The organism is Bacillus sp. MT(2024) (assembly GCF_036362845.1).
Lineage (GTDB): Bacteria > Bacillota > Bacilli > Bacillales > Bacillaceae > Bacillus > Bacillus velezensis.
Window position 1 is genome coordinate 929,162 of record NZ_CP143632.1, and the last position, 25,882, is coordinate 955,043.

Annotated in this window: 27 protein-coding genes; 14 read left to right on the top strand and 13 right to left on the bottom strand. The window is 48.2% G+C overall.

Annotated elements, in window-relative coordinates; all coding sequences use genetic code 11:
* From VP472_RS04800 to VP472_RS04810, 3 genes are all read left to right on the top strand, one after another.
* A complete protein-coding gene (locus tag VP472_RS04800) occupies positions 1–1,185 on the top strand; it encodes a pyridoxal phosphate-dependent aminotransferase (protein ID WP_146276424.1) in 1,185 nt (394 codons plus the stop codon).
* Positions 1,186–1,217: 32 nt separating this feature from the next.
* Positions 1,218–2,462, top strand: coding sequence for a beta-ketoacyl synthase N-terminal-like domain-containing protein (locus VP472_RS04805; protein ID WP_146276426.1), 1,245 nt, complete (start codon positions 1,218–1,220; stop codon positions 2,460–2,462).
* A 229-nt stretch (positions 2,463–2,691) separates the two neighbouring features.
* Positions 2,692–4,080 carry a hemolysin family protein gene (locus tag VP472_RS04810; protein WP_146276428.1) on the top strand — a complete coding sequence of 463 codons (1,389 nt, stop codon included), beginning with the start codon at positions 2,692–2,694 and terminating at the stop codon, positions 4,078–4,080.
* A 13-nt stretch (positions 4,081–4,093) separates the two neighbouring features.
* On the opposite strand, the gene crcB is transcribed toward VP472_RS04810, so the two are convergent.
* Genes crcB through VP472_RS04825 form a run of 3 tightly spaced genes read right to left on the bottom strand, consistent with a single transcriptional unit; the run spans position 4,094 to position 5,563 of the window.
* The gene (gene crcB / locus VP472_RS04815; protein ID WP_121984134.1) at positions 4,094–4,453 is read right to left on the bottom strand and encodes a fluoride efflux transporter CrcB; all 360 of its coding nucleotides are present in this window, start codon (positions 4,451–4,453) and stop codon (positions 4,094–4,096) included.
* The gene (locus VP472_RS04820) at positions 4,450–4,845 is read right to left on the bottom strand and encodes a fluoride efflux transporter FluC (protein ID WP_070081569.1); all 396 of its coding nucleotides are present in this window, start codon (positions 4,843–4,845) and stop codon (positions 4,450–4,452) included. The genes crcB and VP472_RS04820 overlap by 4 nt, the downstream gene beginning before the upstream one ends.
* Before the next feature lies 1 nt (position 4,846).
* Positions 4,847–5,563: a glycerophosphodiester phosphodiesterase gene (locus VP472_RS04825; RefSeq protein WP_077722000.1), complete on the bottom strand. Its 717-nt coding sequence runs from the start codon at positions 5,561–5,563 to the stop codon at positions 4,847–4,849.
* Between the two features lie 169 nt (positions 5,564–5,732).
* Between VP472_RS04825 and VP472_RS04830 the strand changes: the two genes are divergently transcribed.
* The 3 genes from VP472_RS04830 to VP472_RS04840 all read left to right on the top strand — a co-directional run bounded on the left by VP472_RS04830 (position 5,733) and on the right by VP472_RS04840 (position 7,911).
* A complete protein-coding gene (locus VP472_RS04830; protein ID WP_003155299.1) occupies positions 5,733–5,837 on the top strand; it encodes a YhdX family protein in 105 nt (34 codons plus the stop codon).
* A 163-nt stretch (positions 5,838–6,000) separates the two neighbouring features.
* Complete coding sequence (locus VP472_RS04835; RefSeq protein WP_003155296.1) at positions 6,001–7,116, top strand: mechanosensitive ion channel family protein; 1,116 nt, start codon at positions 6,001–6,003, stop codon at positions 7,114–7,116.
* A 24-nt stretch (positions 7,117–7,140) separates the two neighbouring features.
* Entirely contained in the window at positions 7,141–7,911 is a 771-nt protein-coding gene (locus tag VP472_RS04840) for an NAD-dependent protein deacylase (RefSeq protein ID WP_217365421.1), read from the top strand.
* Between the two features lie 33 nt (positions 7,912–7,944).
* Here the strand turns inward: VP472_RS04840 and VP472_RS04845 are convergent, their stop codons facing one another.
* Positions 7,945–8,793 carry a polysaccharide deacetylase family protein gene (locus VP472_RS04845; protein WP_031378441.1) on the bottom strand — a complete coding sequence of 283 codons (849 nt, stop codon included), beginning with the start codon at positions 8,791–8,793 and terminating at the stop codon, positions 7,945–7,947.
* A 256-nt stretch (positions 8,794–9,049) separates the two neighbouring features.
* On the opposite strand from VP472_RS04845, the gene dat reads away from it, so the two are divergent.
* Entirely contained in the window at positions 9,050–9,901 is an 852-nt protein-coding gene (dat, locus tag VP472_RS04850) for a D-amino-acid transaminase (protein ID WP_077722003.1), read from the top strand.
* A gap of 42 nt (positions 9,902–9,943) precedes the next feature.
* Here dat and VP472_RS04855 read toward each other — a convergent pair whose 3' ends face one another.
* Positions 9,944–10,528, bottom strand: a complete 585-nt coding sequence (locus tag VP472_RS04855; protein WP_015388489.1) for a TetR/AcrR family transcriptional regulator — start codon at positions 10,526–10,528, stop codon at positions 9,944–9,946.
* Between the two features lie 108 nt (positions 10,529–10,636).
* Between VP472_RS04855 and VP472_RS04860 the strand changes: the two genes are divergently transcribed.
* The gene (locus tag VP472_RS04860; protein WP_060657740.1) at positions 10,637–11,188 is read left to right on the top strand and encodes a hypothetical protein; all 552 of its coding nucleotides are present in this window, start codon (positions 10,637–10,639) and stop codon (positions 11,186–11,188) included.
* Between the two features lie 38 nt (positions 11,189–11,226).
* On the opposite strand, the gene VP472_RS04865 is transcribed toward VP472_RS04860, so the two are convergent.
* A complete protein-coding gene (locus tag VP472_RS04865; RefSeq protein ID WP_003155289.1) occupies positions 11,227–11,727 on the bottom strand; it encodes a universal stress protein in 501 nt (166 codons plus the stop codon).
* A gap of 421 nt (positions 11,728–12,148) precedes the next feature.
* On the opposite strand from VP472_RS04865, the gene VP472_RS04870 reads away from it, so the two are divergent.
* Complete coding sequence (locus tag VP472_RS04870) at positions 12,149–13,906, top strand: multidrug ABC transporter ATP-binding protein BmrC (protein WP_071392047.1); 1,758 nt, start codon at positions 12,149–12,151, stop codon at positions 13,904–13,906.
* A complete protein-coding gene (locus VP472_RS04875) occupies positions 13,903–15,924 on the top strand; it encodes a multidrug resistance ABC transporter ATP-binding protein/permease BmrD (RefSeq protein WP_146276430.1) in 2,022 nt (673 codons plus the stop codon). Before VP472_RS04870 ends, VP472_RS04875 begins: the two co-directional genes overlap by 4 nt.
* A gap of 40 nt (positions 15,925–15,964) precedes the next feature.
* Here VP472_RS04875 and VP472_RS04880 read toward each other — a convergent pair whose 3' ends face one another.
* From VP472_RS04880 to VP472_RS04905, 6 genes are all read right to left on the bottom strand, one after another.
* On the bottom strand, positions 15,965–16,585 hold the full coding sequence (locus tag VP472_RS04880; RefSeq protein ID WP_146276432.1) for an NAD(P)-dependent oxidoreductase: 621 nt from the start codon (positions 16,583–16,585) through the stop codon (positions 15,965–15,967).
* A 28-nt stretch (positions 16,586–16,613) separates the two neighbouring features.
* Positions 16,614–16,739, bottom strand: coding sequence for a hypothetical protein (locus VP472_RS04885; protein ID WP_003155283.1), 126 nt, complete (start codon positions 16,737–16,739; stop codon positions 16,614–16,616).
* A gap of 101 nt (positions 16,740–16,840) precedes the next feature.
* Positions 16,841–17,047: an alpha/beta-type small acid-soluble spore protein gene (locus VP472_RS04890; protein WP_003155280.1), complete on the bottom strand. Its 207-nt coding sequence runs from the start codon at positions 17,045–17,047 to the stop codon at positions 16,841–16,843.
* 224 nt (positions 17,048–17,271) lie between these two features.
* Positions 17,272–17,487, bottom strand: a complete 216-nt coding sequence (locus VP472_RS04895; protein WP_012117190.1) for a YheE family protein — start codon at positions 17,485–17,487, stop codon at positions 17,272–17,274.
* 82 nt (positions 17,488–17,569) lie between these two features.
* A complete protein-coding gene (locus tag VP472_RS04900) occupies positions 17,570–18,928 on the bottom strand; it encodes a YheC/YheD family endospore coat-associated protein (protein WP_053573527.1) in 1,359 nt (452 codons plus the stop codon).
* Positions 18,918–20,009, bottom strand: coding sequence for a YheC/YheD family endospore coat-associated protein (locus tag VP472_RS04905; protein WP_070081574.1), 1,092 nt, complete (start codon positions 20,007–20,009; stop codon positions 18,918–18,920). The genes VP472_RS04900 and VP472_RS04905 overlap by 11 nt, the downstream gene beginning before the upstream one ends.
* Positions 20,010–20,246: 237 nt before the next feature.
* On the opposite strand from VP472_RS04905, the gene VP472_RS04910 reads away from it, so the two are divergent.
* A complete protein-coding gene (locus VP472_RS04910) occupies positions 20,247–21,380 on the top strand; it encodes a DUF445 domain-containing protein (RefSeq protein WP_146276435.1) in 1,134 nt (377 codons plus the stop codon).
* An 85-nt stretch (positions 21,381–21,465) separates the two neighbouring features.
* Positions 21,466–21,816 carry a YlbF/YmcA family competence regulator gene (locus VP472_RS04915; RefSeq protein WP_007409239.1) on the top strand — a complete coding sequence of 117 codons (351 nt, stop codon included), beginning with the start codon at positions 21,466–21,468 and terminating at the stop codon, positions 21,814–21,816.
* A gap of 38 nt (positions 21,817–21,854) precedes the next feature.
* Here VP472_RS04915 and VP472_RS04920 read toward each other — a convergent pair whose 3' ends face one another.
* Complete coding sequence (locus VP472_RS04920; RefSeq protein WP_146276437.1) at positions 21,855–22,994, bottom strand: DNA alkylation repair protein; 1,140 nt, start codon at positions 22,992–22,994, stop codon at positions 21,855–21,857.
* Positions 22,995–23,377: 383 nt separating this feature from the next.
* On the opposite strand from VP472_RS04920, the gene VP472_RS04925 reads away from it, so the two are divergent.
* Together VP472_RS04925 and VP472_RS04930 are read left to right on the top strand one after the other, a co-directional pair.
* Complete coding sequence (locus tag VP472_RS04925) at positions 23,378–24,244, top strand: Cof-type HAD-IIB family hydrolase (protein WP_031378450.1); 867 nt, start codon at positions 23,378–23,380, stop codon at positions 24,242–24,244.
* Positions 24,245–24,356: 112 nt separating this feature from the next.
* Complete coding sequence (locus tag VP472_RS04930) at positions 24,357–25,859, top strand: coproporphyrinogen III oxidase (RefSeq protein WP_007409236.1); 1,503 nt, start codon at positions 24,357–24,359, stop codon at positions 25,857–25,859.
* Positions 25,860–25,882 lie beyond the last annotated feature (23 nt).

A 25,882-nucleotide genomic window follows, 5' to 3' on the forward strand; every position in this document is an offset into this window, starting at 1 on the left:
ATGACAGTGGCCGGTTTATCAAGGGAAGTGACACAGAATCTGGAGAAAGGTTCATGGATACGCAAACTATTTGATGAAGGCGCTCGGCTGAAAAAAGAGTTCGGCGCCGATAAGGTGTTTGACTTTTCGATAGGAAATCCGGTTGCGGAGCCGCCTGAAACATTTAAAAAGGCGCTATGCGAAGCGGCTGAAACAGGACGGCACGGATACATACAAAACCAAGGGCTTCCGGAGGCGAGAGAAAAGGTTGCCCGCTTTTTGTCAGAGCGGTTTCAGACAGAAATTTCCGCCAGGCATACAGTTATGACGGTCGGAGCCGGCGGGGCGCTGAATGTCGCGCTGAAGAGCATTTTAAACCCGGAGGAAGAAGTCATCCTTCTTTCGCCTTATTTTGCGGAATATAAAGCGTATGTTGAAAATTACCGCGGCAGACCCGTCATCTGCCCGCTGACTGACTCATTTGAGATTGATATTGAAGCGGTTAAAGGTGCGATCACCCCCCGTACGAAAGGACTGATCGTCAATACGCCGCATAATCCGACGGGGACTGTGCTCAGCCAGAAAAACCTTAACGAATTGGGCGCCTTATTAAAAGAAGCCGAAGAGCGGAACGGCCAAAGCATATTTATTTTATTTGATGAACCGTACAGCCAGCTGATTTACGGAGAAGAGCAGGCGAATCCGTTTCAGGCGTATCACCGCGTGATTTTAGTCAGTTCATTCAGTAAAGATCTCGGCATTGCGGGGGAAAGGCTCGGGTATATCGCGGCGGACGCCCAAATGCCTGAGGGCGATCTTCTGACGGATGCGTTCGTTTTCTGCAACCGGACGCTCGGCTTTGTGAACGCTCCGGTCATGATGCAGCGCGCCGTGGCGAAAATGGATGATCTTTCGATTGACGCTGAACCTTACAGAAAGCGGAGAGACCTTATGGTGGACATCCTCACAGAAGCCGGCTTCGAATTTGAAATGCCGAAAGGAGGCTTTTTCGTCTTTCCGAAATCACCGATTGAAGACGAGGTGGCGTTCTGCATGCATGCCGCACAGAAATACAAACTATTGATCGTACCCGGCAGCGGATTTGGAAAAAGCGGCTATTTCCGATTATCTTTCAGCGTGCCTTCGGAACAGATCAGACATTCGCGCGATATTTTCAAAGCACTGTATCAAGATTTTTCTTCATAGCTTCCAATACATAAAGATGGGAGAACGGACACATGTCGAGGAGAAATAATGGCACGTCAGACATCAGCATTACAGGAATCGGAGTCTTAACCGCGGTCGGACAAGGCAAGGAGGCGTTTCTCGCTGCGCTCATGGAGGGGCGGCACGCCTTTGATGTGATGAAACGCCCCGGCCGGCAGAAAGGCAGTTCGTTTATCGGCGCGGAGCTTAGCGAATTAACGCCGCCGGACGCGCTGTCGAAGCGCTTGTACCGAAGGGCCGCATTATCAGGAAAGACGGCGCTTATCGCTTTATATGAAGCGTGGCATGACGCTCAATTAGACGGCGCTGATCACAGCCGCACCGGTCTGATCATCGGCGGGTCGAATATGACGCAGCGCGAATTGCTGCAGGCCTTTGAGAAAAACGGTGAAACGCCGCAATTTGTAAATCCGACATACGGGCTTTCTTTTATGGATAGTGATTTGTCGGGGCTTTGCACGGAGCAATTCGGGATAAAAGGGCCGGCCTTTACGGTCGGCGGCGCGTCGGCAAGCGGCCAGGCGGCGGTTATCCAGGCTGCTCAAGGAATCATAGGAGGCCTGTTTGACCGGTGCATCGTGATCGGGGCGCTGGCCGATCTGTCGTACATGGAGTGTCACGCTCTCCGTTCTTTGGGAGCGATGGGCACTGATACATACGCTGAACGGCCTGGAGCCGCCTGCCGCCCGTTTGACCGGCATACGGACGGGTTTATATTCGGAGAGGCGTGCGGGGCGATTGTGCTGGAACGCGCTGAATCTGCCGAAGAGAGGGGCGCACGATCGTGGGCCGGCTTAAAGGGCTGGGGGATGGCTTCCGATGCGAACCGCAACCCGAATCCTTCAGCAGAGGGCGAAATGACGGTGATCCGCCAGGCGCTGGAGCGGGCCGGTCTTTCAGCGAAAGAGATCGATTACATCAACCCGCACGGCACTGGTTCGCCGATCGGAGATAAGACTGAATGCCGGGCGCTTTCTGAAAGCGGCCTGTCGCACGCGCGGATTAATGCGACAAAATCGATTACCGGACACGGTCTGAGTGCGGCCGGAACGGTGGAAATCATTGCTGTTCTCTTGCAAATGCGGGAAAACAAGCTTCATCCGATCCGAAACTTAACGGATCCGATTGACGATTCATTTCAGTGGGTGACCGACGGGCCGAGCGCCCATACCGTACACCATGCGTTAAGCTTAAGCATGGGATTCGGGGGGATTAATACGGCGCTTTGTTTAGAAAATCATTTCCGAAGCAGATAACGGCAGCCTTCTTTTTGAAGGCTGTTTTTATATGGTGAAAAATCTGAAAATGATGAAAGAATGGAGTTGTGATACAATAAACTATACAAATGACAATCATGCTTTGACTTAGGAGGTGGCAGGATGGGGCCCTCTGTGTAGTCAATCACCCATTTCGTTCCTCTCGCTTAAGAAAAAACGATGAAATCAGGAGGTGACGTCCTTATCCTTCAATTCGGGATAAGGTGAAATGGACGATATTGACAGTTTGATTTTAATCGGTGTGCTCATTGCGTTAACGGCGTTTTTCGTGGCGAGTGAATTTGCGATCGTCAGAGTGAGGAGATCCAGAATCGATCAGCTCATCTCAGAAGGGAACAGACGGGCGGTGCTCGCAAAGCGTATCATTACGGATCTTGATGAGTATTTATCCGCCTCGCAGCTTGGCATTACACTCACATCCATCGGGCTCGGCGTACTGGGAGAGCCTGCATTTGAGCGGATGCTTCATCCTGTGTTTCAGGGCATGGGGCTGCCGGATTCAGCCGAGCATGTGACTGCTTTTGCTGCGGCGTACGGGCTGATTACGTTTTTGCATGTCGTCGTCGGTGAGCTTGCGCCTAAAACGGTTGCGATTCAAAAAGCGGAAAAGCTGACGTTATGGATTGCCGGACCGCTTCGGTTATTTTACGTGTTCATGTTCCCGTTTATTTGGGTGCTGAACGGCTCCGCGAGAATTCTGACCGGTTTGGCCGGATTAAAGCCGGCATCTGAGCATGAAGGCTCCCACTCTGAAGAAGAGCTGCGGATCCTGCTGTCAGAAAGTTTAAAAAACGGAGAAATCAATCCGTCTGAATATACATTTGTGAATAAAATTTTTGATTTTGATAATCGGATCGCCAAGGAAATCATGATCCCGAGAAAAGAAATCGCGGCTGTTTCCACTGATATGGACGTGCCGGAAATGCTTGATATGATGCTGAAAGACAAATATACGCGCTGGCCCGTAACGGACGGGGACAAAGACAGTGTCATCGGCATGATCAATACGAAGCATCTCTTTTCAGATCTGCTGTTTATGACAGAAGATGAAAAAGCGGAAGTATCCATCACGTCTTACGTCCGCCCGGTGATTGAAGTCATCGAGACGATCCCGATACACGACCTGCTGATAAAAATGCAGAGAGAACGGATTCATTTGGCGATATTGTCTGATGAATACGGCGGAACGTCCGGTCTTGTGACGACCGAAGACATACTTGAAGAAATCGTCGGCGATATCAGAGACGAATTTGATGAGGACGAACAGCCGCAGATTCAAAAGCTGTCCGAACGCCATTATGTGCTGGACGGAAAGGTTCGGATCGATCAGGTGAATCATCTTCTCGGCGCAGAGATTGAAGAGGAAGTCGACACGATCGGCGGTCTTGTGCTGAAACGGAATATTGACATTTGTGCGGGTGAGTCGATACAAATCGGGGGATACACTGCCCTCATATTAGAAATGGACGGCCGGTTTATTAAACAGCTTGAACTCAAAGAAGAACAGGGCCGCCCGGGCGGTCAGGGGACAATAAACCGCCCGCTGCCCGTGCCGGAAACGGTCATGCTTCATAACGCAACCTTGAGCGAAAAATAAGCTCAAGGTTTTTTTAAATGGATATCATAACAAAGCCGCACCAGAATGCCAAAAGGCTTCCGGCTGCTGAAACAGCGATGTAGAGCAGACTTTCCTTTATGCGATTGTTCATCATCAGCTGCACGGCTTCAATACTGAAGGTGGAAAAGGTCGTAAACGCACCGAAAAAGCCCGTCGCGATGATGATGCCGGCAGAAGGATTATCCAGACCCAATCCGGTGAATATGCCGAGGCCGAAGGAGCCGAGCAGGTTGACCGCAGCCATTCCAAGCGGAATCGGAAAACCTTTTGTTCTTTCTGAAATTGTTTTACTCAGCAGAGACCGTAATACCGCTCCGATACCCGCCGCGATAAGCATCAGGACAATCGTCATGGCGTATCATGCCCCCTTCCCGCTGCGTGAAGGGCAATCCGCCGTCCCCAAAAAATGCCGGCGTATGCAAGGGCAAGACCAGCGAATAAAGTCGCGGCAGCATAACAAAAAGCCGCTGCGGGAGACGATTGCAGCAGAAAAATGGTTTCTTTTGCGAAGGTTGACATCGTCGTGAAACCTCCGCAAAAACCGGTTCCTAAAAAGGCGGTCAAAAGAGGGCGTTTAGCCCGAATGATGAAATAACCCGTAATAAGACCGAGTAAAAGGCTTCCCGCCGCGTTTTCGAGGAAAGTGGCACCCGGGAAAGATCCGCTGTGAATGTGCGCGCTCATTTCAAAGCGGAGCAATGCGCCAAGCGCGCCTCCGATAAAAATTGCGATGTATTGTTTCATATCAGCCATCCTTAGAAATAATATCCGGAAAATCAGTTACAATGCCGTCAACTGCCATCATTTGCAGCTTTTCGGCCGTCTTGTGATTTCTGACCGTCCAGGCAAATACTTTCAGGCCGTGTTTGTGAGCGGTGGAAATCAAGAACCGATTCAGGCGGGTATATTTAATATTGACATAATTTGCGGCTGATTTGTAAGCGGCCAGCTGGCTTTTGGAAAACATCCCGAAGCTGGGTCTTGCGATAATTGCAGTCGGAACGGACGGATACATGTCGTGAAAGGTCTGAATCGACTTGAGACTGAATGATTGAACGATAGGGTGGATGGAAAAGGTAAACCTGCTTAACAGCTGGCCGACTGCTTTTTCAAGACCGACTTGAGAAATGTGCCCTTTCAGTTCAATTAAAAAACCGATTTCAGAATGATAACGCTTCAGAACCTCTTCGAGCAGGGGAATCCGCTCCCCTTTAAACTCAGCCCCATACCAGCTGCCGGCGTCCAGAGACTGCAGCTTCTTCAGCGTAAAATCTTTTACAAAACCGGAGCCGTCCGTCGTCCGGTCGACTTTGTCATCATGGATGACGACAATCTGGCCGTCTTTTGTGAGCTGGACGTCAAGCTCAATGAAATCAGCGTTCATTTCGGCAGCGATATCAAATGCCGCAAATGTATTTTCGGGCGCGTAACCGGATGCGCCGCGATGAGCGATGGTATACAAGCTTGTCAGCTCCCCTCATGGGCATTTCTGTTATTATATCAGATTCGTATATGCACAGCGATTCAAACTGGTGAATGTGCAAAACAGTATTTTTTTGGAATAAAGATAGTGCTTTTTTCGGTTTACAATCCGCAGTGATGTTTTATAATGGCAAAAAGGAGGCGAGATCATGGGAAAAGGGAGATTGAAAGTGGAAGAAAGAATTAAGGCCGAAACCGATGCTGAAATCCAAAAAGCGACTCTCCTGAAACAGACACAATCAAAGAAGAAATAGTGCCTGACCCTGTTGTATCTGGCTGAAAGATGAACGAATGTGTGAAAAACCCCGGCTGTGCTCTGATGCCGGGGTTTTTCAGGCTGCCTAAAGACAATAAAACAAGCTGATGTCCGAATGTTTTAGTATAATAGATTTTCGACAAGACAAAGGAGCATATGCCATGATGACACAATTTCAGAGCTTTTTTACTCTTGACCATATTTTGCAGATCAGTATCAGCATCGGAATTTTAGCGGCTTTTCTCGTTTTGAGAAAACTGTTTGTCAAATACTTTTTTCAGCTCATTTACAAATTGGCGAACAAGCCGAAAACCGACATATTCAAACAGATTGCCGTAGCGTTTGACAAGCCGGCCAGATGGTTTTTCGTGGCGCTGGGTCTGTTTTTGGCGATTGAGTATTCGCCGTTTTTAGACGGGCAGATGGACATTGTCAAAAAAATGTACCGCTCTTTGATCATAGCGCTGATCGCCTGGGGGCTTTGCAATCTGACATCGGCGTCTTCGTTTTTATTTCATAAAGTCAATCAGCGTTTTGAGCTGGATATGGATGACATTTTGGCGCCGTTTTTATCCAAGGTGCTGCGCTTTGTCATTCTCGCGCTCAGCGTCAGTGTGATCGCGCAGGAATTCAATTATGATGTAAACGGGTTCGTGGCCGGACTCGGCCTTGGCGGATTGGCCTTCGCGCTTGCGGCTAAAGATACGATCAGCAATTTTTTCGGCGGCATTATCATCATTACGGAAAAGCCGTTTACGATCGGCGACTGGGTCGAGACGTCATCTGTGACGGGGGGCGTTGAAGATATCACATTCCGAAGCACAAGGTTCCGGACGGCGCAGGGGGCGCTTGTTACCGTACCCAATTCAACGCTGTCCATGGAAGCCATCACAAACTGGACGAGGATGACGAAGCGCCAGGTCACGTTTTCCGTTCGTGTTTCTTATGCGACGCCGATTGATCGTTTAGAGCGGTGTATCACAAGGCTCAGAGAAATGCTTCGTGAACATGAAGGCGTGCATGATGATACGATTATGGTTAACTTTGACGTGTTTGCGGACAGCTATTACAATCTGTTTTTCAACTTTTACACAAAGACCATCGTCTGGGCGGAAAGCCTGGACGTGCGGCAGGATATCAACCGCCGGATTATTGATATTTTTGCTGAGGAAGGCGTGGAGTTCGCCTATCCGGGCCAGAATGTATTCGTAAAACAGAAGAGCCACGATGATCCGGTTCATGTGAAGGATCATTCCGGAGAAAAAGAACGGGCATAACAGGCGCCGTTCTTTTTTCATGATATGATAAAAAGAAAAGGCGGTGGAAGAGTGGAAGCGTTTATAACATTGATCAATCAGGCTGAACGTATCCTGGTGCTGACGGGAGCGGGAATGAGCACGGAATCCGGCATTCCCGATTTTCGTTCGGCGGGCGGTATATGGACCGAAGACACCTCCAGAATGGAAGCGATGAGCAGGGAATACTTTGAACGCCGTCCGCGTGAATTCTGGCCTAAATTCAAACAGCTCTTTCAGATGAAAATGAGCGGAAGCTATGAGCCGAATGCCGGCCATACGTATTTGGCGGATCTTGAAAAGCGGGGAAAGCAGGTAGACATTTTCACGCAGAATATTGACGGGCTGCATAAGAAAGCGGGAAGCAGCAGTGTCTATGAGCTTCACGGTTCAATTCAGACCGCCGCATGCCCCCGCTGCGGAGCGCGCTACGGGCTTTCTCATCTGCTGAAGGACGAAGTGCCGGAATGTACGGCCGAAATCGGTGATCATGCGGTATGCGGCACCGTATTAAAAACGGATGTCGTGCTGTTCGGCGATCTCGTTCAGCATTTTGAAACCCTTTATGAAAAGCTTGATAAAGCTGATCTTCTTCTTGTGATCGGCACTTCGCTTGAAGTGGCGCCGGCAAGGTTTGTCCCTGAGGATGCGGACCGGATTCCCGGTTTGAAGCAGGTGATCATTAACCTTGAGCCGACATATTGCGACCATTTATTTGATCTTGTCATCCATGAGAAGATCGGTGAATTTGCAAAACGGATCAGCGCTTCGACATAAAAAAAGCCGGATCATATACAGATCCGGCTTTTTTTATTCATGGACGGGAATCATTTGATCCGTCAGAACATCAAAGGAGTAGCCCTGGGCTTTCAGTTTTTGAATCAGGCTCGGTAAAGCGTGCACCGTCGCAGGCAGATCGTGCATTAAAATGACATGCGGCCTGCTCGTATGAACGCTTTCCAAATATGCGAGCTGATTCAATACTTCCGGCACGTACCGTGCGTTTTTGTACTTCCAGTCTTCACTGTCTATCGTCCAGTCCCAGTACACGAATCCGCCTTTTTCGAGATTCTTAATCTGGGCATCCGTCAATGACGGTTTACTGCCGTAAGGCGTGCGGACAAGATCCGTTTTTACTCCAGTGATTGTCTCGAGCGTATCGCGTCCCTGCTGCATTTCGTTCAGCGGCGATGTCGGTGTTTGATAAAACAGGTGATTATCGTGCGTCACGCCGTGCAGGCCGAGCGCGATTCCTTCCTGCTTCGCTCTTTGCACGGAATGCTTATAGGCTTTCATCCGCGGTTCAAGCATAAAAAAAGTGGCCTTTGCGCCATTTGCCTTCAATACATTCAACAGCTGTTCAGTATATGGAGACGGCCCGTCGTCGAAGGTTAAATATACCGTTTTTTTCCCTGGGTCACGCTCTTTCTGCAAATGTTTCATTAAGACGTCGGGAGAATCATTTTTCAGCCGCAGGCTTTCTGCTTCATCCCGAAGCTGCCCGTTTGCGGTCACGGTGACCTGTTTGTTTTTTGCGGCGGAAGCGGAATATCCCATTATGACGATTACCAGAAGCAGTCCGCACAAAACTGCTAAACTCGTAAGTTTAAAAGCTAATGAAAACAGAGAAGGGGAAGCACCTTCTTTTGTGTTGCGCATAACAATCTCTCCAGTAGCATAAGTTTCTGCATAATGCCGATAACAGCGGAGGCTTGCGAAGTGCCATAAGTTAACAGCATATGTATGTCGAATCAAGTATACAGGAACAAAACTGGAAAAGACATAGAAAAGATGTCGAATAATAAGATTTTAAGAAAAAAATAAACTCCGCAGCCGGCTCGTTCAGTATGATAGAATAGTTGACAATAACAGCTGAGAATGCACATCACGGCAGATAACGATTAGGAGGGTTTACATGAAGACATTAGTAAACGGCCAGTTGATTGATCGTGAAGAAGCGGCAGTTGATATTGAGGACCGCGGGTATCAATTCGGTGACGGTGTGTATGAGGTCATCAGAGTGTATAACGGCGCCTTATTCGGTCTGCGTGAGCATATCGTCCGTCTTTTCAGAAGCGCCGCAGAAATCGGCATCACCCTGCCGTTCTCCGCAGAGGACATAGAATGGGATCTGCAAAAGCTCGTACAGGAAAACAAACTCATTGACGGCGGGGTCTATATACAGACGACGAGAGGGAAGGCGCCGCGGAAGCACCAGTATGACGAAGGTTTGGAGCCGCAGACGACGGCATACACCTTTTCAGTGAAAAAACCGGAAAATGAACAAAAAGCCGGAGCGCAGGCCATCACGGCGGAAGACAAACGCTGGCTGAGGTGTGACATTAAGAGTCTGAATTTACTGTATAATGTGATGGTAAAACAAAAAGCCTATGAAGCAGGCGCTTATGAAGCGGTGCTGATAAGGGACGGAGCGGTCACGGAAGGAACCTCATCCAATGTATACGCCGTCATAAACGGCACCGTCCGGACGCATCCTGCAAATGAGCTGATTTTAAACGGCATTACGCGGATGAAACTGTTAGAGCTGATGAAAGAAAACGGGATTGAGGTGCGGGAGAAGGCTCTTACCGAAGACGAACTCAGAGATGCGGATGAAATTTTCATCTCGTCAACGACGTCTGAATTAATCCCGATCGTAACCCTTGACGGAAAACCGGTCGGAAGCGGCGCGCCGGGACCTGTAGCCAAAACGATTCAGGAGGCATTTCAGTCGCACATTCAGCAGGAGCTCGGCGTTCAGTCATAAGCTGAAAAAAAGGCCGGAACACATCCGGCCTTTTTGCTTCAGTCAGATAAAAAGAGATTCGATATGCTGAACGAGCACACGGGAGATCTTCTCTTTTGAAAGACGATCAGGTTCAAGCATGGCATGCAGCGCCAACCCGTCGGCGATAGCGTACATTTTCTCCGCTTCGGTTTCTTTATCAAGATTTGGTTTCAGAAGCTTATTTTCATCCAGCCAGTCAATCAGGCCGCGGATATATGCCAAGATCCCGTCCTGCTGGGGTTGAAACTCTTCTCCCTTATGTCTGGCATAAGCTGTGAAAGCGAACCATACCTCCATTTCAGCCATCGTTTCTTCGTCTGTCGGGATAATTTCAAGCATCAGACGCACCGCTTTTTCTTTCGGCGGCAGATCTTTCATGGCAACTTCGTTAATTCTGGCGGCCGCTTTTTCTTTTACGAGTGTCATCGCATACCCTAAAAGCTCATCCTGGGTGGTGAAATAGTGCCTCAGCGCGCCTAAAGAAAGACCCGCTTCTTGGGCGATGTTTCTCACTGTCGCTCCTTCCATTCCCCGCTCCAAAATCGTCCGCCAAGTGGCTTCGGCTATTTGTTTTCTTCTTTTTTCATGATCGATTATTTTAGGCATGGTTCCAGTGTAACAGGAAATATTTTTTCTTGCAATTTTGTAATACAGTTGTATTAAATAAAAAGCAGTGATACAATGCATTTTAGAAAACGATAAGGGGGAACCGGATTGAACGCGATTGCTTGGTTGATTGTCATTTGTGAGGCTGCTTTTTGGGCGGCTGTCATCTTCGGATTGGCGGCGCGCTATATATTCAGGCGGCAAAAGCTCGGAATGTTTTTTTTCGCTCTCATTCCTATATTGGATGCTGTACTGTTTCTGGCGGCCGCAGCTGATTTATACAGAGGGGCGGCGGCGACTATGGCGCATGCAGTGGCGGCCGTTTATATCGGAGTGTCTGTCGCCTTCGGAAAAAGCATGATTCAATGGGCGGATGAGCGGTTCCGCTATTATGTGGTAAAGGAAGGGGCAAAACCGGTCAAGCGGTACGGACTGGATTATGCCAAACATTATGCAAAAGGATGGGGAAGACATGTATTAGCATTTGTCATCGGCGGCGTTCTTTTAGCCGGAACGGTATTTCTCATTCAGGACGCTTCCCGCACCGAAGCGCTCAGCGGACTGTTAAAGGGCTGGTCTGTCGTATTGTGCATCGATTTTTTGATCATGGCGAGTTTTTTTGTGATGCCGAAAAAAAGAAAAAACAGCCGGGAGCTGTAAAAAAAGCAGCTTTTGATTAAGCTGCTTTACAGAAAGAATTATTTTACGATCAGCACGGGAATATCGGATTTCGATGACAGTTTTTCACTGACGCTTCCGAATAAAAGTTTTTTCAGCCTGTTCTGGTCCCGGCTCCCCATGACGATCAAATCCGCCGATATACGGTCGGCATGCTCGATAATGGCATCAGCGGGATCACCTTCTAAAATGTCGATATCCCCGTCAATCTGGCTGTCGTTCATCAGCATTCTCGCTTCCGCAACGATTTCTTCCGTACGGTCTTCATAAATCATCGGATCAGGGGAGATTCTTTCCGCCTGGAGCGGGTCAGGAACGCTTGCAATCCCGCCGCCGATATACGTTGCCCCGGCTCCCGGCCTCGGGGGATCAACAATCGTCTGGGTATCTTTTGCATTGTGGGAATGTACGACCGTTAAATCCGCGTGAAACGTTTTTGAAAGGTCTATGGCTTTTTGGAGCGCTTTTTTACTATCATCACTTCCGTCAAAAGCTGCTATCAACCGGTCTGCGTGAAACATCAGCCTCATCCTTTCAGTAAAAAAGGTTTGTTTTACAATACCCGTGCAGCAGAAATGTAAAACCTGCATTGACAAAAAAAGGATTTGTTTATATGATGAAGGAACAATATAGGGAAAAAGGAGGTATGGATCATGTCAAAACTAAAGCTTGTCAACTCATCTTCAGCTGAATACCGGCGTGACTCCCATACAGCTTCCGTTTTCTGAACATTTGCTTAAAAACGGGGCAGTCGCGCATAAACGGCGGGTCTGTACCTTATTTATAATAATAAGAGGCATGGAGCTGAGGCTTCATGTCTTTTTTTATACAAAAAAATGAAAGAAAGACAGGTGTGATGCATGTGGCGGCATTAGCGAAAACAATGAAAAACAATCCGGAAAAGCTTGAGGGCGGCTGATTGATGAAAGGGGATGACGGTATTTGTTTACTGTATTAAAAAAGCTCGCGTGGTTTTTTAAAGCCTATTGGCTGCGCTATACGACAGCGATTGTTCTGTTATTGATTGTGAATGTCATTGAGATGTTTCCGCCTAAACTTCTCGGTAATGCAATAGACGATATGAAGGCGGGCGTGTTTACGAAAAGCGGGATGCTGTTTTACATATGTGTTTTTCTCGCATTAACGGCAGCCGTCTATTTACTGTCTTATTTTTGGATGTATCAGCTTTTCGGCGGGGCGAATGTCATGGAGAAGATTCTCCGATCAAAACTGATGGGAAGGCTTCTTCAAATGTCACCGCCGTTTTACGAGAAATACAGAACGGGCGATTTAATGGCGCGGGGGACAAATGACCTGCAGGCCGTCAGTATGACGACGGGCTTCGGGGTCTTAACGCTCGTTGATTCGACGATGTATATGCTGACGATATTTTTGACAATGGGGCTTCTCATCAGCTGGAAGCTGACATTTGCCGCGATTATTCCGCTGCCGATAATGGCGGCTGCGGTCAGCCTGTACGGAAAAAAGATCCATGAGCGGTTTACGGAAGCGCAGGATGCTTTCGGATCATTAAATGACAAGGTGCTGGAGTCGGTATCCGGCGTCCGGGTCATCCGGGCTTTCGTACAGGAAAAAAATGATGTCAGCCGGTTCGGTGATATGACGGCGGATGTATATGAGAAAAATATGAAGGTGGCGTTTATCGATTCACTTTTTGAACCGACTGTGAAACTTCTCGTCGGCCTCAGCTATCTCATCGGTCTCGGCTACGGCGCTTATCTCGTTTTTCAAAACCGGCTGACGCTGGGAGAGCTGGTATCGTTTAACGTGTACCTTGGAATGATGATCTGGCCGATGTTTGCGATTGGAGAATTAATCAATATCATGCAGCGCGGCAATGCCTCCTTGGATCGTGTCAATGAGACGCTTTCCTATGAGCCTGACGTGATCGGGCCCAAGCGCCCCGCCGGCATCAAGGAGCCCGGGCGTCTTGTTTTTGAACAAGTGACTTTCACGTATCCGAGCGGAGCGGGACCGGCGGTTTCCGATGTATCTTTTTCCGTAGAAAAAGGGCAGACACTCGGCATTGTCGGGAAGACGGGAAGCGGAAAGACGACGATCATTAAGCAGCTGTTGCGTGAATATCCGCCCGGGGCGGGAGCAATCACGTTTACAGGCGTTCCGATTCAGGAGATCCCGCTTGAGGAGCTCCGCGGGTGGATCGGCTATGTGCCGCAGGATCATATTTTATTTTCTAAGACTGTAAAGGAGAATCTGCTTTACGGACGGCAGGATGCAAACGAAGAGGAAATCGGCGGCGCGCTGAAAGATGCGCATTTTGAAAACGATATCGGCATGCTTTCCGACGGGCTTGAGACGCTTGTCGGCGAGAAGGGCGTGGCGCTCTCGGGCGGACAAAAGCAGCGCATATCAATTGCGAGAGCGCTTTTGACCGATCCTGACATTCTCATATTAGATGATTCGCTTTCTGCCGTAGACGCGAAAACGGAAGCCGCCATCATTGACAGCATCCGTAAAAAACGGCGGCATAAAACAACGATTATCACCACCCACCGGCTCTCGGCAGTTGAACACGCAGATCTCATTCTCGTCATGGATGAAGGCCGGGTATCTGAAAGAGGCACGCACCGGGAGCTATTGGAGCAGAACGGCTGGTATCGAAAACAATATGAGAGGCAGCAGCTGTTCTCTCTTGAAGAAGGGGGGACGGGCGCATGAAGACCGGGAGAAGATTATGGAATTACGCGCTTCAATATAAGAAGCTGCTGATATGGGCGGTCGTCCTGCTCATTATTGCGGTCGGCACTGAGCTGACCGGCCCGTTTATCGGAAAAAAAATGATTGACGACCACATTCTCGGCATTGAAAAAACATGGGTTAAAGCCTCTGCGGACGATCCGGGCGCCGTCAGGTTCCGGGGGCATGATTATGTCAGGGAGGACCGGCTCAAACCGGAGGCGGATAAAACCGGAGAGGCGCACATTTATCAAGTCGGTGCGGGCTACTATTTTGTTGACCGTCCCGTCAGTTTTGACGGAAACCGTTCGGTGGCTGACGACCGGCTGACCATATCAAACGGTAAAGAAAGCAGGTCATATCCCGCCATTAGGTTATCAAGACAGGAGATTTTTGGATTTTACCGTCCGGAAATAAAAGGATTGCTGACGTTGACCGCCATTTACGCGGGACTGCTCATGTTTTCCGTATGTTTTCATTACGGTCAGCATTATCTGCTGCAGATGGGAGCGAACCGGATCATACAGCGCATGAGGCAGGATGTATTTTCACACATTCAGAAAATGCCGATCCGCTACTTTGATAATCTGCCTGCCGGAAAAGTCGTGGCTCGTATTACGAATGACACAGAAGCGGTCAGGGATTTATATGTAACGGTGCTGTCGACATTTATCACAAGCGGCGTTTATATGCTCGGCATTTTTACGGCGCTGTTTATGCTTGACGTCAGGCTGGCCGCCGTTTGTCTTCTGATTATTCCGATTTTAATGATCTGGTCGGTTGTGTACCGCAAATACGCATCCGTCTTCAACCAAAAAATCCGTTCTATTAACAGTGACATCAATGCGAAAATGAATGAGTCCATTCAAGGAATGCCGATTATTCAGGCGTTCCGCCGCGAGAAGGAAACGATGAAGGAATTTGAAGAATTGAATGAAGCTCATTTCCGCTACAAAAACAAAATGCTGTCCTTAAATTCCCTCATGTCCCACAGTCTTGTCAATGTGTTGCGCAATCTGGCGTTTGTCGGGCTGATCTGGTATTTCGGAGGCGCGAGTCTGAGTGCGGCCGGAATTGTTTCGATCGGTGTTTTATATGCATTTGTTGATTATTTAAACCGTTTGTTCCAGCCGGTTACGGGGATTGTCAACCAATTTTCGAAGCTTGAATTGGCCCGTGTCTCTGCCACCAGAGTATTCGAGCTTTTACAGGAGGAGGAAACGGAAGAAGAAGGCGCTCCCGCAGACAGAAAGGCGGAAGGGACAGTGGAATTCCGCGATGTTTCTTTTGGATATCGAAAGGGAGAAGAGGTGCTGAAACACATCAGCTTTACAGCTGAAAAAGGGGAGACGGTCGCCCTCGTCGGCCATACGGGGTCCGGCAAAAGCTCCATCCTGAATCTTCTGTTCCGTTTTTATGATGCCCAAAAAGGGGATATCCTGCTGGACGATAAAAGCATATACAGCATGTCAAGACAGGAGCTGAGATCCCATATGGGGATCGTGCTTCAAGATCCGTATCTTTTCTCTGGAACGATCGGCTCCAATGTGACCCTCGATGATCAGCGTATTTCTTTGGAGCAGGCGGAAGAAGCGCTTCGCCAAGTCGGCGCCGCAAGTCTTCTGCAATCTTTGCCGAAGGGCATCAGAGAGCCCGTCACTGAAAAAGGCGGCACACTATCCTCAGGCCAGCGTCAGCTGATTTCTTTTGCAAGAGCGCTTGTGTTCGATCCGGCCATTTTAATTTTGGATGAGGCGACGGCGCACATTGACACCGAAACAGAAGCAGTCATTCAAAAAGCGCTGCAAGTCGTTCAAGAAGGGCGCACGACATTTATTATCGCCCACCGGCTTTCCACGATCAGACACGCAGACCAGATTCTCGTGCTGGAAAAGGGCCGCATCATTGAAAAGGGAAGCCATGACGAATTAATGGCGCAAAAGGGGCAGTACCATCAAATGTATGAATTACAGAAAGGAACGGCGAAATCCGCGGTGTAATCGGAAAGGGTGAATCAAAAAGATTCGCCCTTTTTTTCATTCAGTAAGCCAGTCCTACCCGTTTTCTGACAAACTGCGGGCTGATCAGCTCGCGGTACAGAAAATGCGCAGTGTCTCCGACTGTGATTTCGGCGCCGTCTTCAGGAAGGCGATCCTGTTCGAACCGGTAAACTCCGGCAGCGTCTCCGTCAGGAAGGTAGGTAGGGCAGATGATCGTCCAGTCAAGATCCTCTGCCAGCAGCATCTCGTATACGCGGGCGTGTTCCTTTGCGGCTCTTGTTGATTTTCGTTTTGATTCTGCCGATTCAAAACGGTATTGATCAGGCATAAGCCGTGATTGAAGGATACCCGCGGTGCCGATCGTAATCAGACGCTGAACATGATGCCGTTTCATGCCGTCTATTATATGGGTCATAGCGGCTGAAAGGGTATCGTCACCGTCCGTGCCGAGACAGCTCACGACTGTGTCCGCTTTGGAAATCAATCGGCTTACATCTTCCCGCCGCCTCGCATTCCCTGTTATGATCTGTTTTTCAGGAATGGGAAGGACTGTTCCGGCTGATCTGACAAGAGCGAATATTTCCATGTGTCCATGTTTCTGCGCTTCTTTTATAAAAGCCTGTCCGACTCTTCCCGTTGCTCCGAGTAAAGCGATGCTCATGTAAAAAACCTCCTCGCCGCTCATTATATCATTCAAAGCAGCGGGGAAAAGAATGCCTGTGAATAAACGGGAAATGGTGGGCAACATATTCATTGACCAAAGAAACACTTACGAACTGAAACAGCTCCCAATTGACTGAGGCAATGAATGACATGTTTTCCCTCCTTTTTTCCTAGGGTATGTGAAATAGGAAAAAAGGGTGACGGCATAAAAGAAGACGCGGTATCCCGCGCCTTCTGTAAGCCATTTATTGAGTTATTGTACGCCTTGGCCGCCCATGTTCTGCTGTGCGAAAGATACTAAACGTTTCGTGATTTCTCCTCCGACAGAACCGTTTGCACGAGAAGTTGTTTCTCCGCCAAGGTTTACGCCGAACTCAGAAGCAATTTCGTATTTCATTTGGTCGATTGCTTGAGCAGCGCCGGGTACTAATAGTTGGTTTGAAGAGTTGTTGTTTGCCATTTGTATGATCTCCTTTATTAAGTAGTATGGTTGGGTTTGCTGGAATTGCACCAGCCGATGATTTTCGGAATGAAAACCATTGCCAGCTCGGCTTCACCCAATGCTGTTTGCCGCTTTGTACTACGTATTATGGTGAATCAAACGGCATCTCATTCGGAAAACCGGGTGGTAAATAGCGGAAGGAAAAAGAAAAGCCCAGCCTGATGCGGCTGAGCTTTTAGCTTTCAGTCATATATGTGATAAAGCATTAATTCATGCAGCTCTTTTACGAGCGCCGGCTCTTCTTTTCCCGGATGTGTGTGTCCCCATTCAATGTCACCGGACTTATGGTAAATCCCTTCGTAATGCGTACCCTGCCAGTAAAATGAAATCCGCCATCCGGGCAGTTTCTCTTTTTTGAATAACGGTTTCCAGCTGAAGTGCGAAATCATGACGTTCACGCTCCTTGTGGGAAATGTTGATCTTGTTCATTGTAGCTCATCATTCTGTGCCTGTCCCGGGTAAACCCAAAAAAAGACAGCCTCACCGCCAAAGTTTTTCCGGGGCGGTGATGGACCGTTCTGATAAATAGGACGCGTATTCAAAATTTCTCCGTTTTGTCAGGTAATCGACCGATCTCAGCTTCGGATGGGAAAAAATGCTGCGCCCGGGGCGGGAATTGGCTTCAAACATCCAAACTTTCCCTGAATGATCGACGCCGAGGTCAAAACCGATTTCGCCGATAAAACCTTCAATGTGCTCATTTAACACGCGGCTGACCGCCAAGGCGGCTTTTGAAAGTTTCCGCATCATGCCGACTCTCTCTCTCGGATCGCCGTATAATTCAGCTAACGTCCTGACTTCTCCGCCGGTTGCCAGATGCGTCGTGATGCTGTTTTCACCGGAAATTTTTGCCGCGATGGCCGTCACTGTCCATTTCCCCTCGGCGTTTTTATTCGTGTGCACCCTGAAATCGACGGGGCGTCCATCCAGCCGGATCAGGTCAATGCCTTGCTGAATTAAAAATGCGGACGGGTCATTGTTTTCTTTAAATGATTTCATGAAGGATGCCGCATCTGAATACTCTGCCGTCACCACCGTTTTTTCCTCATTCGTGTGTTTGACAGATAAGCCGGCATCTGTTTTTTCCACCCTGTAAATCCCCGTTCCGAGTGCGCCGTCTGCAGGTTTGATATAGACGGTGTCAAATGTGTTGCATAACGTCTCTAACGCTTCTGCATTCGGGTGCAGGACAGATTTTGGCAGAAGTGAAGCGGTGAGGCTGTTTTTTTCCAGAAGCTTATGAATGTCCCATTTATTAAAGAATTGCGGATTAAACCACGGAATCTGATAGTCATTCATCAGCCTCTGTTTTGTCTGCTGTAAAAGCGGAACTCCTTCCGTTTTTCGGCTCGGGAGCCTGTCATATACGACATTCGGAAGCGGGACGGCCGTCCGTTTCCAGCTGTTTTCTTTATAAATCAGCGCTTGGACGGTGCCTTCTTCCCAGTTGATCTGATGAGCCCCGAAAACGAAACAATATCCGTTCGCCTGTTCATGAAGTGAGAGCATCTTGGAAAAGAAGGCTGTACGGTCTCTTAACGGGCGGGACGGCGATGATGTGAACCCGGCTGTGAAAACGCCGATCAGCGGTCCGATGTGCACCGTCTGGCCGTGTATGAGAAAGTCAGCCCGGCTTTTATACGGTATCAACAGCTCCTCAAACAAATCTTCAGAAAGGAGCGCGCTTTTTTCAAGTGATTGAGAAAAGGCTACACGGCATTTGACAACCTTGGTCCCGAAGGCAGCGGATAAAAGCCCTTCCCGTTTCATGGAGGAGGGGAGAAACAGCGTATTTTTGCTTTTTTTATCGATGCCGACAATCATCCCTTTATGATTCACGCGGTAATACTCCTTTCCTGCTTTCCTGTGACTGAAGTTCGCGGAAGCGTCTCAGCGGACCCGTATACAAATCCTCTTTCGCCTCCGGAGCCACGCTTAAAATAGCTTTCCGTCCCGGCTTTGAATTGACATCCAAAAGCCAGATGCGTCCGTCTTTGGCATAACAAATATCGAGCCCCAGCTCAAACAGCGGTCCGAACCGTTCATCAAGGAAATAAGGGACGGATTGGGTGATCGAAAAGACATCATCCAATAAAACGGCCTGCTGCTTTCTCGGAATTTCCTCAAACCATGTGTCAAACTTAATCGGTTCTGATCCTCCGGGCAAATGAGATAAAAGACCGTTCTGATAACCCCTTCTGACCGCTTTTCCGACCGTTTCCCAAACGCCTGACTCCGTTTTGCGCATGAAAATGCGGATGTCGCACGGATGCCGTTCTTTATCCTGGATATTTAAGTAGGATTGAAGCAAATAGCGGTGCTGCAGCACTTTTTTGCACCAAGATTTAAAAGACACGTGATTGGAAAATGATTTTGTTTGTTTGTTTTTTCCGATATAGTAAGTGGCCGTAATTGATTTTTTGCCTGTTTCAAGCAGGATGATGCCTCTGCCTCCCGCGCCGAAAGCGGGCTTAAGTATACATGCTTTTTCCTTGGCTAAGTATGATTGCACCTGTTCATAGCGGCTGACTTCGGCCGTTTCAGGAATATAGGGACTGATCAGATGATGCTTTTGGAGCGCATCCGTGACCGTCCATTTATCAGGAAGCCCCCGCCCGATAAATTCCGTTTTCGGATATTTTTTCAGCCATTCGACGATCGGTTTGGCTTTTTGCGCTTCAGCGGATTTTCCGTAAAAACAGCGGTCGTAAATATATTCGGGAATATCGATTTCCGTTTCGTTCCACTTTCCGCTTTGCGGGTGATAGACGAGCGCTTTCACGCGCAAAGAATCCGGAAATATATCAAACGGTGTAAAGCGGGCTAAGCGCACATTATATTGAGGCGCTCTTTCAGCCAATTCCCCGGCGTAATCTTCTTCGTGCCGGCGGGATACAGACATAAAACCGAGTGTTGTCATATTATTACTCCCCCTTTATTCAAAAAGCCGCTGATGGAACGGCCCTTCCATCCAATAAATATGCTAAGCGCATCATAAAAGATGATCTACTGTAAAGAGTACGAAACAGCATCTTGCCTTATTCCTCACAAACAACAATTCAGGTTCTTCATTTGCCCGCATGCCCGCCAGCCTCTATAATACGAATAGATATATCATCAAGAAAATAGAACATAAGATGGAGGCAGAAGAAAAGGAATGGGCATAGCAGGAACGTTTCTATTTATGATTGTGATCGGAGCCGCGATCGGCGCGGTGACGAATCATCTTGCCATTCAGATGTTATTTCGTCCGTACCGGCCGTATTACCTGTTCGGAAAACGGGTTCCGTTTACGCCGGGGCTGATCCCGAAAAGACGGGATGAATTGGCAAAACAAATGGGGCTCATGGTGACGAACCATCTTTTAACCCCGGAAGGAATAAAAAAGCGGCTTTTATCAGATACCGTTAAAAACCAGGCGCTTCTTTTCGCCGAACAATTCACGCAAAAAATGGCCGCTTCCGAGATGACGGTGCACGAAGCTTTGGCCGCCGCGGGCATCCGGAATCCGCAGGAAAAGACGGATGCCTGGATTGACCGTTTTACCGATGAAAAACTTTCGGACCTGTACCGGAAATATGAGCACCGCGCCATAAAAGACTGGCTTCCTGATGAGCTGCAGGAAAAGCTGGATGAAAAAATCCCGCTGGCCGCAGATTATATCCTGAAGCGGAGCATCGATTATTTTGAGAGCGAAGAAGGGAAAGACAGGCTCGGAAATATGATTGACGACTTTTTGAATTCCCGGGGGATGCTCGGCGGCATGGTGCAGATGTTCCTCGGCAATTCAAGCTTGGCAGACCGTGTGCTGCCTGAGCTGTTAAAGTTTTTGCGCAATGAGGAAACGAAAAAGCTTCTGGCTGATCTGCTTTCTCAAGAATGGGGCAAGCTCAAATCTTATACACTTTATGAGGCCGATGAAAAGTGGAATGCGAAAGATCTGCTGTTCAGCATGAAAAAGCGGGCTTTGGCCGCACTTCAAACCGCGCCCTTTTTCGAATGCCGGCTCGGTGACATCATCTCCCGTTATGAAGGGGAGATTACGGGGACGTACGCGCCGAAGCTGCTTGATGCGGCACTCGGCAGTATTGCCGCTCATTTGGAGGGTGTGCTGAAACGGCTGCGTCTTGAGGAAGTGGTCAAAGAGCAGGTTGATCAGTTTCCCGTTGAACGGCTGGAAGAAATGGTGCTGTCGATTTCCAAGAGAGAATTTAAGATGATAACGTATTTAGGCGGTCTGCTCGGCGGGATAATCGGAGCAATTCAGGCTTTGTTTGTCATTCTTTTCTAAGGAAAACATACGCCGATGATGAAAGTCGCTCCGCAGTCTGTTATAGTGGAGTGGTATGTCCGAAAGGAAGAAAGGAGCGGTTACTATGGCAGTTCATTTTTATGATGCAGCATATGATCTTGAAAAAGCTTTGCGAAACAGTGATGAATACAGCCGTCTGAGAGGGCTTTATGATCAAGTAAACGCAGATGAATCCGCAAAACGCATGTTTGATAACTTCCGCAATGTACAGCTGCAGCTGCAGCAGAAGCAGATGTCAGGTGAAGAAATCACTCAGGAAGAGGTAGAGCAGGCACAAAAAACCGTTGCTCTCGTACAGCAGCATGAATTGATTTCTCAGCTGATGGAAGCGGAACAGCGCATGAGCATGCTGATCGGCGAGTTAAACAAAATCATTATGAAACCTCTTGAAGAGCTTTACGGCAGCCCGCAATAAGCTTCAAACCCCTCCATCTATGAAATGGAGGGGTTTTTTTATTCAACAGAAAAATCAAGAGAACCTTTTACCGTTCCGTTAATGATGACAGACAGAGTGTGAATTCCCCGATAATGCTTGCGGGTGGTTAAATCTTTAAGGGAATGATGTTTGCTGAAGGCTTTTACGTCTCTGTTATCCATGGCGGACTCCGACATCTTAAACACCTTGCGGCTGCGATGCCCCCTTTTCTTTACAAAATCAATCGCGTATTCAACCCTGACTTTTTGCCGGGCGGATGAGCGGATCTGAAAAGAAAAATGTATGCTTGTTCCGATGGCGGCCGTTTCCGGATTCAGTGTAAAACGTTCCAATGAAATCCGGGAGGCGTCTTCAAACCCGAAAATCGCAAGCGCCTGTTTGTCTCCTCTTTTTAACAGTGTCCTGCAGGCGTGCTTCAAAATCCAATCCGTGTGCGGACAGCTTCCGAACCGCTCGGCTGCGATCTGTGCCAGAAGATCCGGATGTGTTTTGGAGATGTCATTCAGGTTATTCGCCACGCTTTTTCTGACATATAACGAGTCATCCTGCATCAAGCGGTCCAGAACAGGGAGAATCGGAGAAGGATCTTCAAGAAGAGCCGGAATGGAGCTTCCCCACGGCAGTCGCGGTCTTGAGCCTTCGCTGGCAAGCCTTCTGACATGTTCGTCCGGATGCTCCGTCCAGGAAAGGAACTCTTTGAACATCCGCTCCCGGTCAAGCCTGATATACGGGCGGACCGCAAATTCGGAAGTGGAAAAACGAGTGAAAAACTGAAGCGCCTTCATTGATTCTTCCCAGTGATCCGTTCCGTACTGTTGGACATAATCGGGAAAAATAATCCCGGCGAGCCCTGTGAAATGGGGAGCTGTCTCATATAAGACGTCAAGCGCCCGTATGTAATCCTTCGGCAGTGTTTCATATAAAGAGTCTGTGATCCGGCGCATCCGCTGTTTTAACGTCAGTCCGGGCCAATCTTCCTGAAATATCAGCGCCCGGCACTTGTCCCGCTCAAAAGCCGGGTACGCCGATTTGATTCTGTTCAGAAGTGCTTCTGCAAATTCTTCGTTATAAATATCTTTTAATAGAGACATAACAGTCACCGCTTTTTTTCTCTTATTATATGCGAATATACGTTCCCTTTCAACTTTATCATACATTCAGCACAGATATTTCCCCTGATTTTTTTAGTTAAAAAAACCCTTGTTTTTTAACAATATTATTGAGATAATAACTCTGAAAGCGCCTACACTTACAGATGATCTAAGGATACGGTCGCCTATACTGCCTGGTATGTTAAGGGGTAGCAACAGAGAGTAAGTGAAACGAGCGCATCAACGGTCAAATAAGGGGTTCCTGATATATTTCGTAAATAGAAATGCACATTGGGGAGAAGGCAGCAAATCGATCGTATCCCAACAAAACGACAGTTCAAAGTCTGCTTGAGGCAGGCTTTTTTGCTGCGGAGAAAAGGTTGTTCTAAACAAAGAGACAGGGTCATATCCTAATGACAAGTACAGTCATCAAGGAGGGGGACTTCTCTGTGTCAAAACAAATGCTGGCGTTAAATATAGACGGAGCGCTTCTTCGCTCCAACGGCAAACTTCATCAGACGACAAAGGATGCCATCGAATACGTCAAGAAAAAAGGAATTTACGTCACACTGGTCACAAACCGCCATTTTCGCTCCGCTCAAAAAGTGGCGAAAATATTAAAGCTTGATGCAAAATTGATTACCCACAGCGGCGCATACATTTCTGAAAAAATAGATGAGCCGTTTTTTGAAAAGAAAATATCAGAAGATCACACGTTTAATATCGTTCAGGTGCTGGAAAGCTATCAATGCAATATCCGGCTTCTTCACGAAAAATATTCGATCGGAAACAAGAAGAAAGTGAACTCCAATCTGGTCGGGAAAACGATGATTCATCCGTCTGATCCGATTTTTTATCCGGTGCAGTTTGTCGAATCATTAAGTGACCTGCTCCTTGATGAGCCGGTTTCAGCGCCCGTCATTGAAGTGCATGCTGAAGATGGCCTGCAGGCTGATATAACGGATACGATAATGAAAGCATTCCCGGCCGTCGATGTGATCCGCGTCAACGGAGAAAAACTGAACATCGTGCCTAAAGGGGTTTCAAAAGAAAGCGGACTTTCGATGGTCGCCGCTGATCTCGGGCTTTCAATGGAAGAGGTTGTAGCTATCGGCCATCAGGAAGATGATCTGCCGATGATCGAGCTGGCCGGTCTCGGCGTCGCGATGGGGAATGCCTCAAATGAATTAAAAAGAAAAGCGGACTGGGTGACAAGGTCAAATGATGAACAGGGAGTCGCCTATATGATTAAGGAATATTTCCGCATGCAGCACCGCAAAGGCTTTCTCGATAAGTTCCATATGAAACGGCCGTAATCAAGAGCCGCAGACGCGAAACGCCGGTCTGCGGCTTTTTCGCGGATTGATTTTAGCCTGTTCTTTCTGTACACTAAAGAAAGTTTTGAATCTGAAAAATAAGGTGATCACATTGCAAATAAAAATAGACGGCATAACGGATGACAGGCTGCATCGTCCGCTGCAAAACATCGCGAATTTATTTTTTGAAGAGTGTGTTCTTGCGTACGGCGAAACGGAGGAACCCTCTGATCTCGTCATCTCACTTGCCATTTCTCAAGATGCAGACAGCGTGTCGGTATCCGGAGAAATCAAAGGAACCGGCGAAAAGGAACATCACACGAAACCGCTTCTTGCCGGATGGAGCGAAAAAGAAGTATTTAAACAGGTGAAAAACACGCTGTCATATGTCTACTTAAATCTTCTTCAATCACATACGGGCATGACACAAAAATGGGGAATCTTAACCGGCATCAGGCCTACTAAACTTCTTCATAAAAAGCTGCAGAGCGGCCTGACAAAAGAAGAGGCGCATGCCGATCTGAAAAAAGACTATCTGATCCATGATGAAAAAATCAATCTGATGCAGGAGATTGTCGACCGCCAGCTCGCTGCGGTTCCCGATCTGTACCGGGTCAAAGATGAAGTCAGCATATATATCGGCATCCCGTTCTGCCCGACGAAATGCGCCTACTGCACGTTTCCGGCTTATGCCATTCAAGGACAGGCGGGAAGAGTCGGCTCCTTTTTATGGGGGCTTCACTATGAAATGCAGAAAATCGGAGAATGGCTGAAGCGGCATGATATCAAAGTGACGACCATTTATTTCGGCGGCGGCACGCCGACAAGCATTACCGCTGAAGAAATGGATCTTTTATATGAAGAAATGGTCCGCTCTTTCCCGGATGTCGCGAATATCAGGGAGATTACCGTTGAAGCGGGCCGTCCCGACACGATTACGGAGGAAAAGCTGGCCGTTTTAAATAAGTATAAGATTGACAGAATCAGCATCAACCCGCAATCTTATGAAAACGAAACGCTAAAGGCCATCGGCAGACACCATACAGTTGAAGAAACCATCGAAAAATACCATCTTTCCCGCAAACACGGCATGAATAATATCAACATGGACCTGATCATCGGCCTGCCGGGAGAAGGGACGGCTGAGTTCAGGCACAGTCTTGAAGAAACGGAAAAGCTGATGCCTGAATCTTTGACCGTTCATACGCTTTCTTTTAAACGGGCGTCAGAAATGACGAGAAACAAGCATAAGTATAAAGTTGCCGACAGGCAGGAAGTATCCCGCATGATGGATGACGCCGTCCGCTGGACAAAAGAGCACGGCTATACGCCGTACTACTTGTACCGGCAGAAAAACATTCTCGGAAACCTTGAAAATGTCGGCTACTCCTTCCCGGGTCAGGAGAGCATCTACAACATTATGATTATGGAAGAAGTGCAGACGATTATCGGTATCGGCTGCGGCGCGGCAAGCAAATTCATTCATCCGGAAACCGGAAAAATCACGCACTTCGCCAATCCGAAAGACCCGAAATCATATAATGACCGATTTGAGCATTATACAGAAGAGAAAATCAAATACTTAGATGAGATGTTCGTCAAATCTGCATTATAATATCAAAAACGGCACGGAATCAG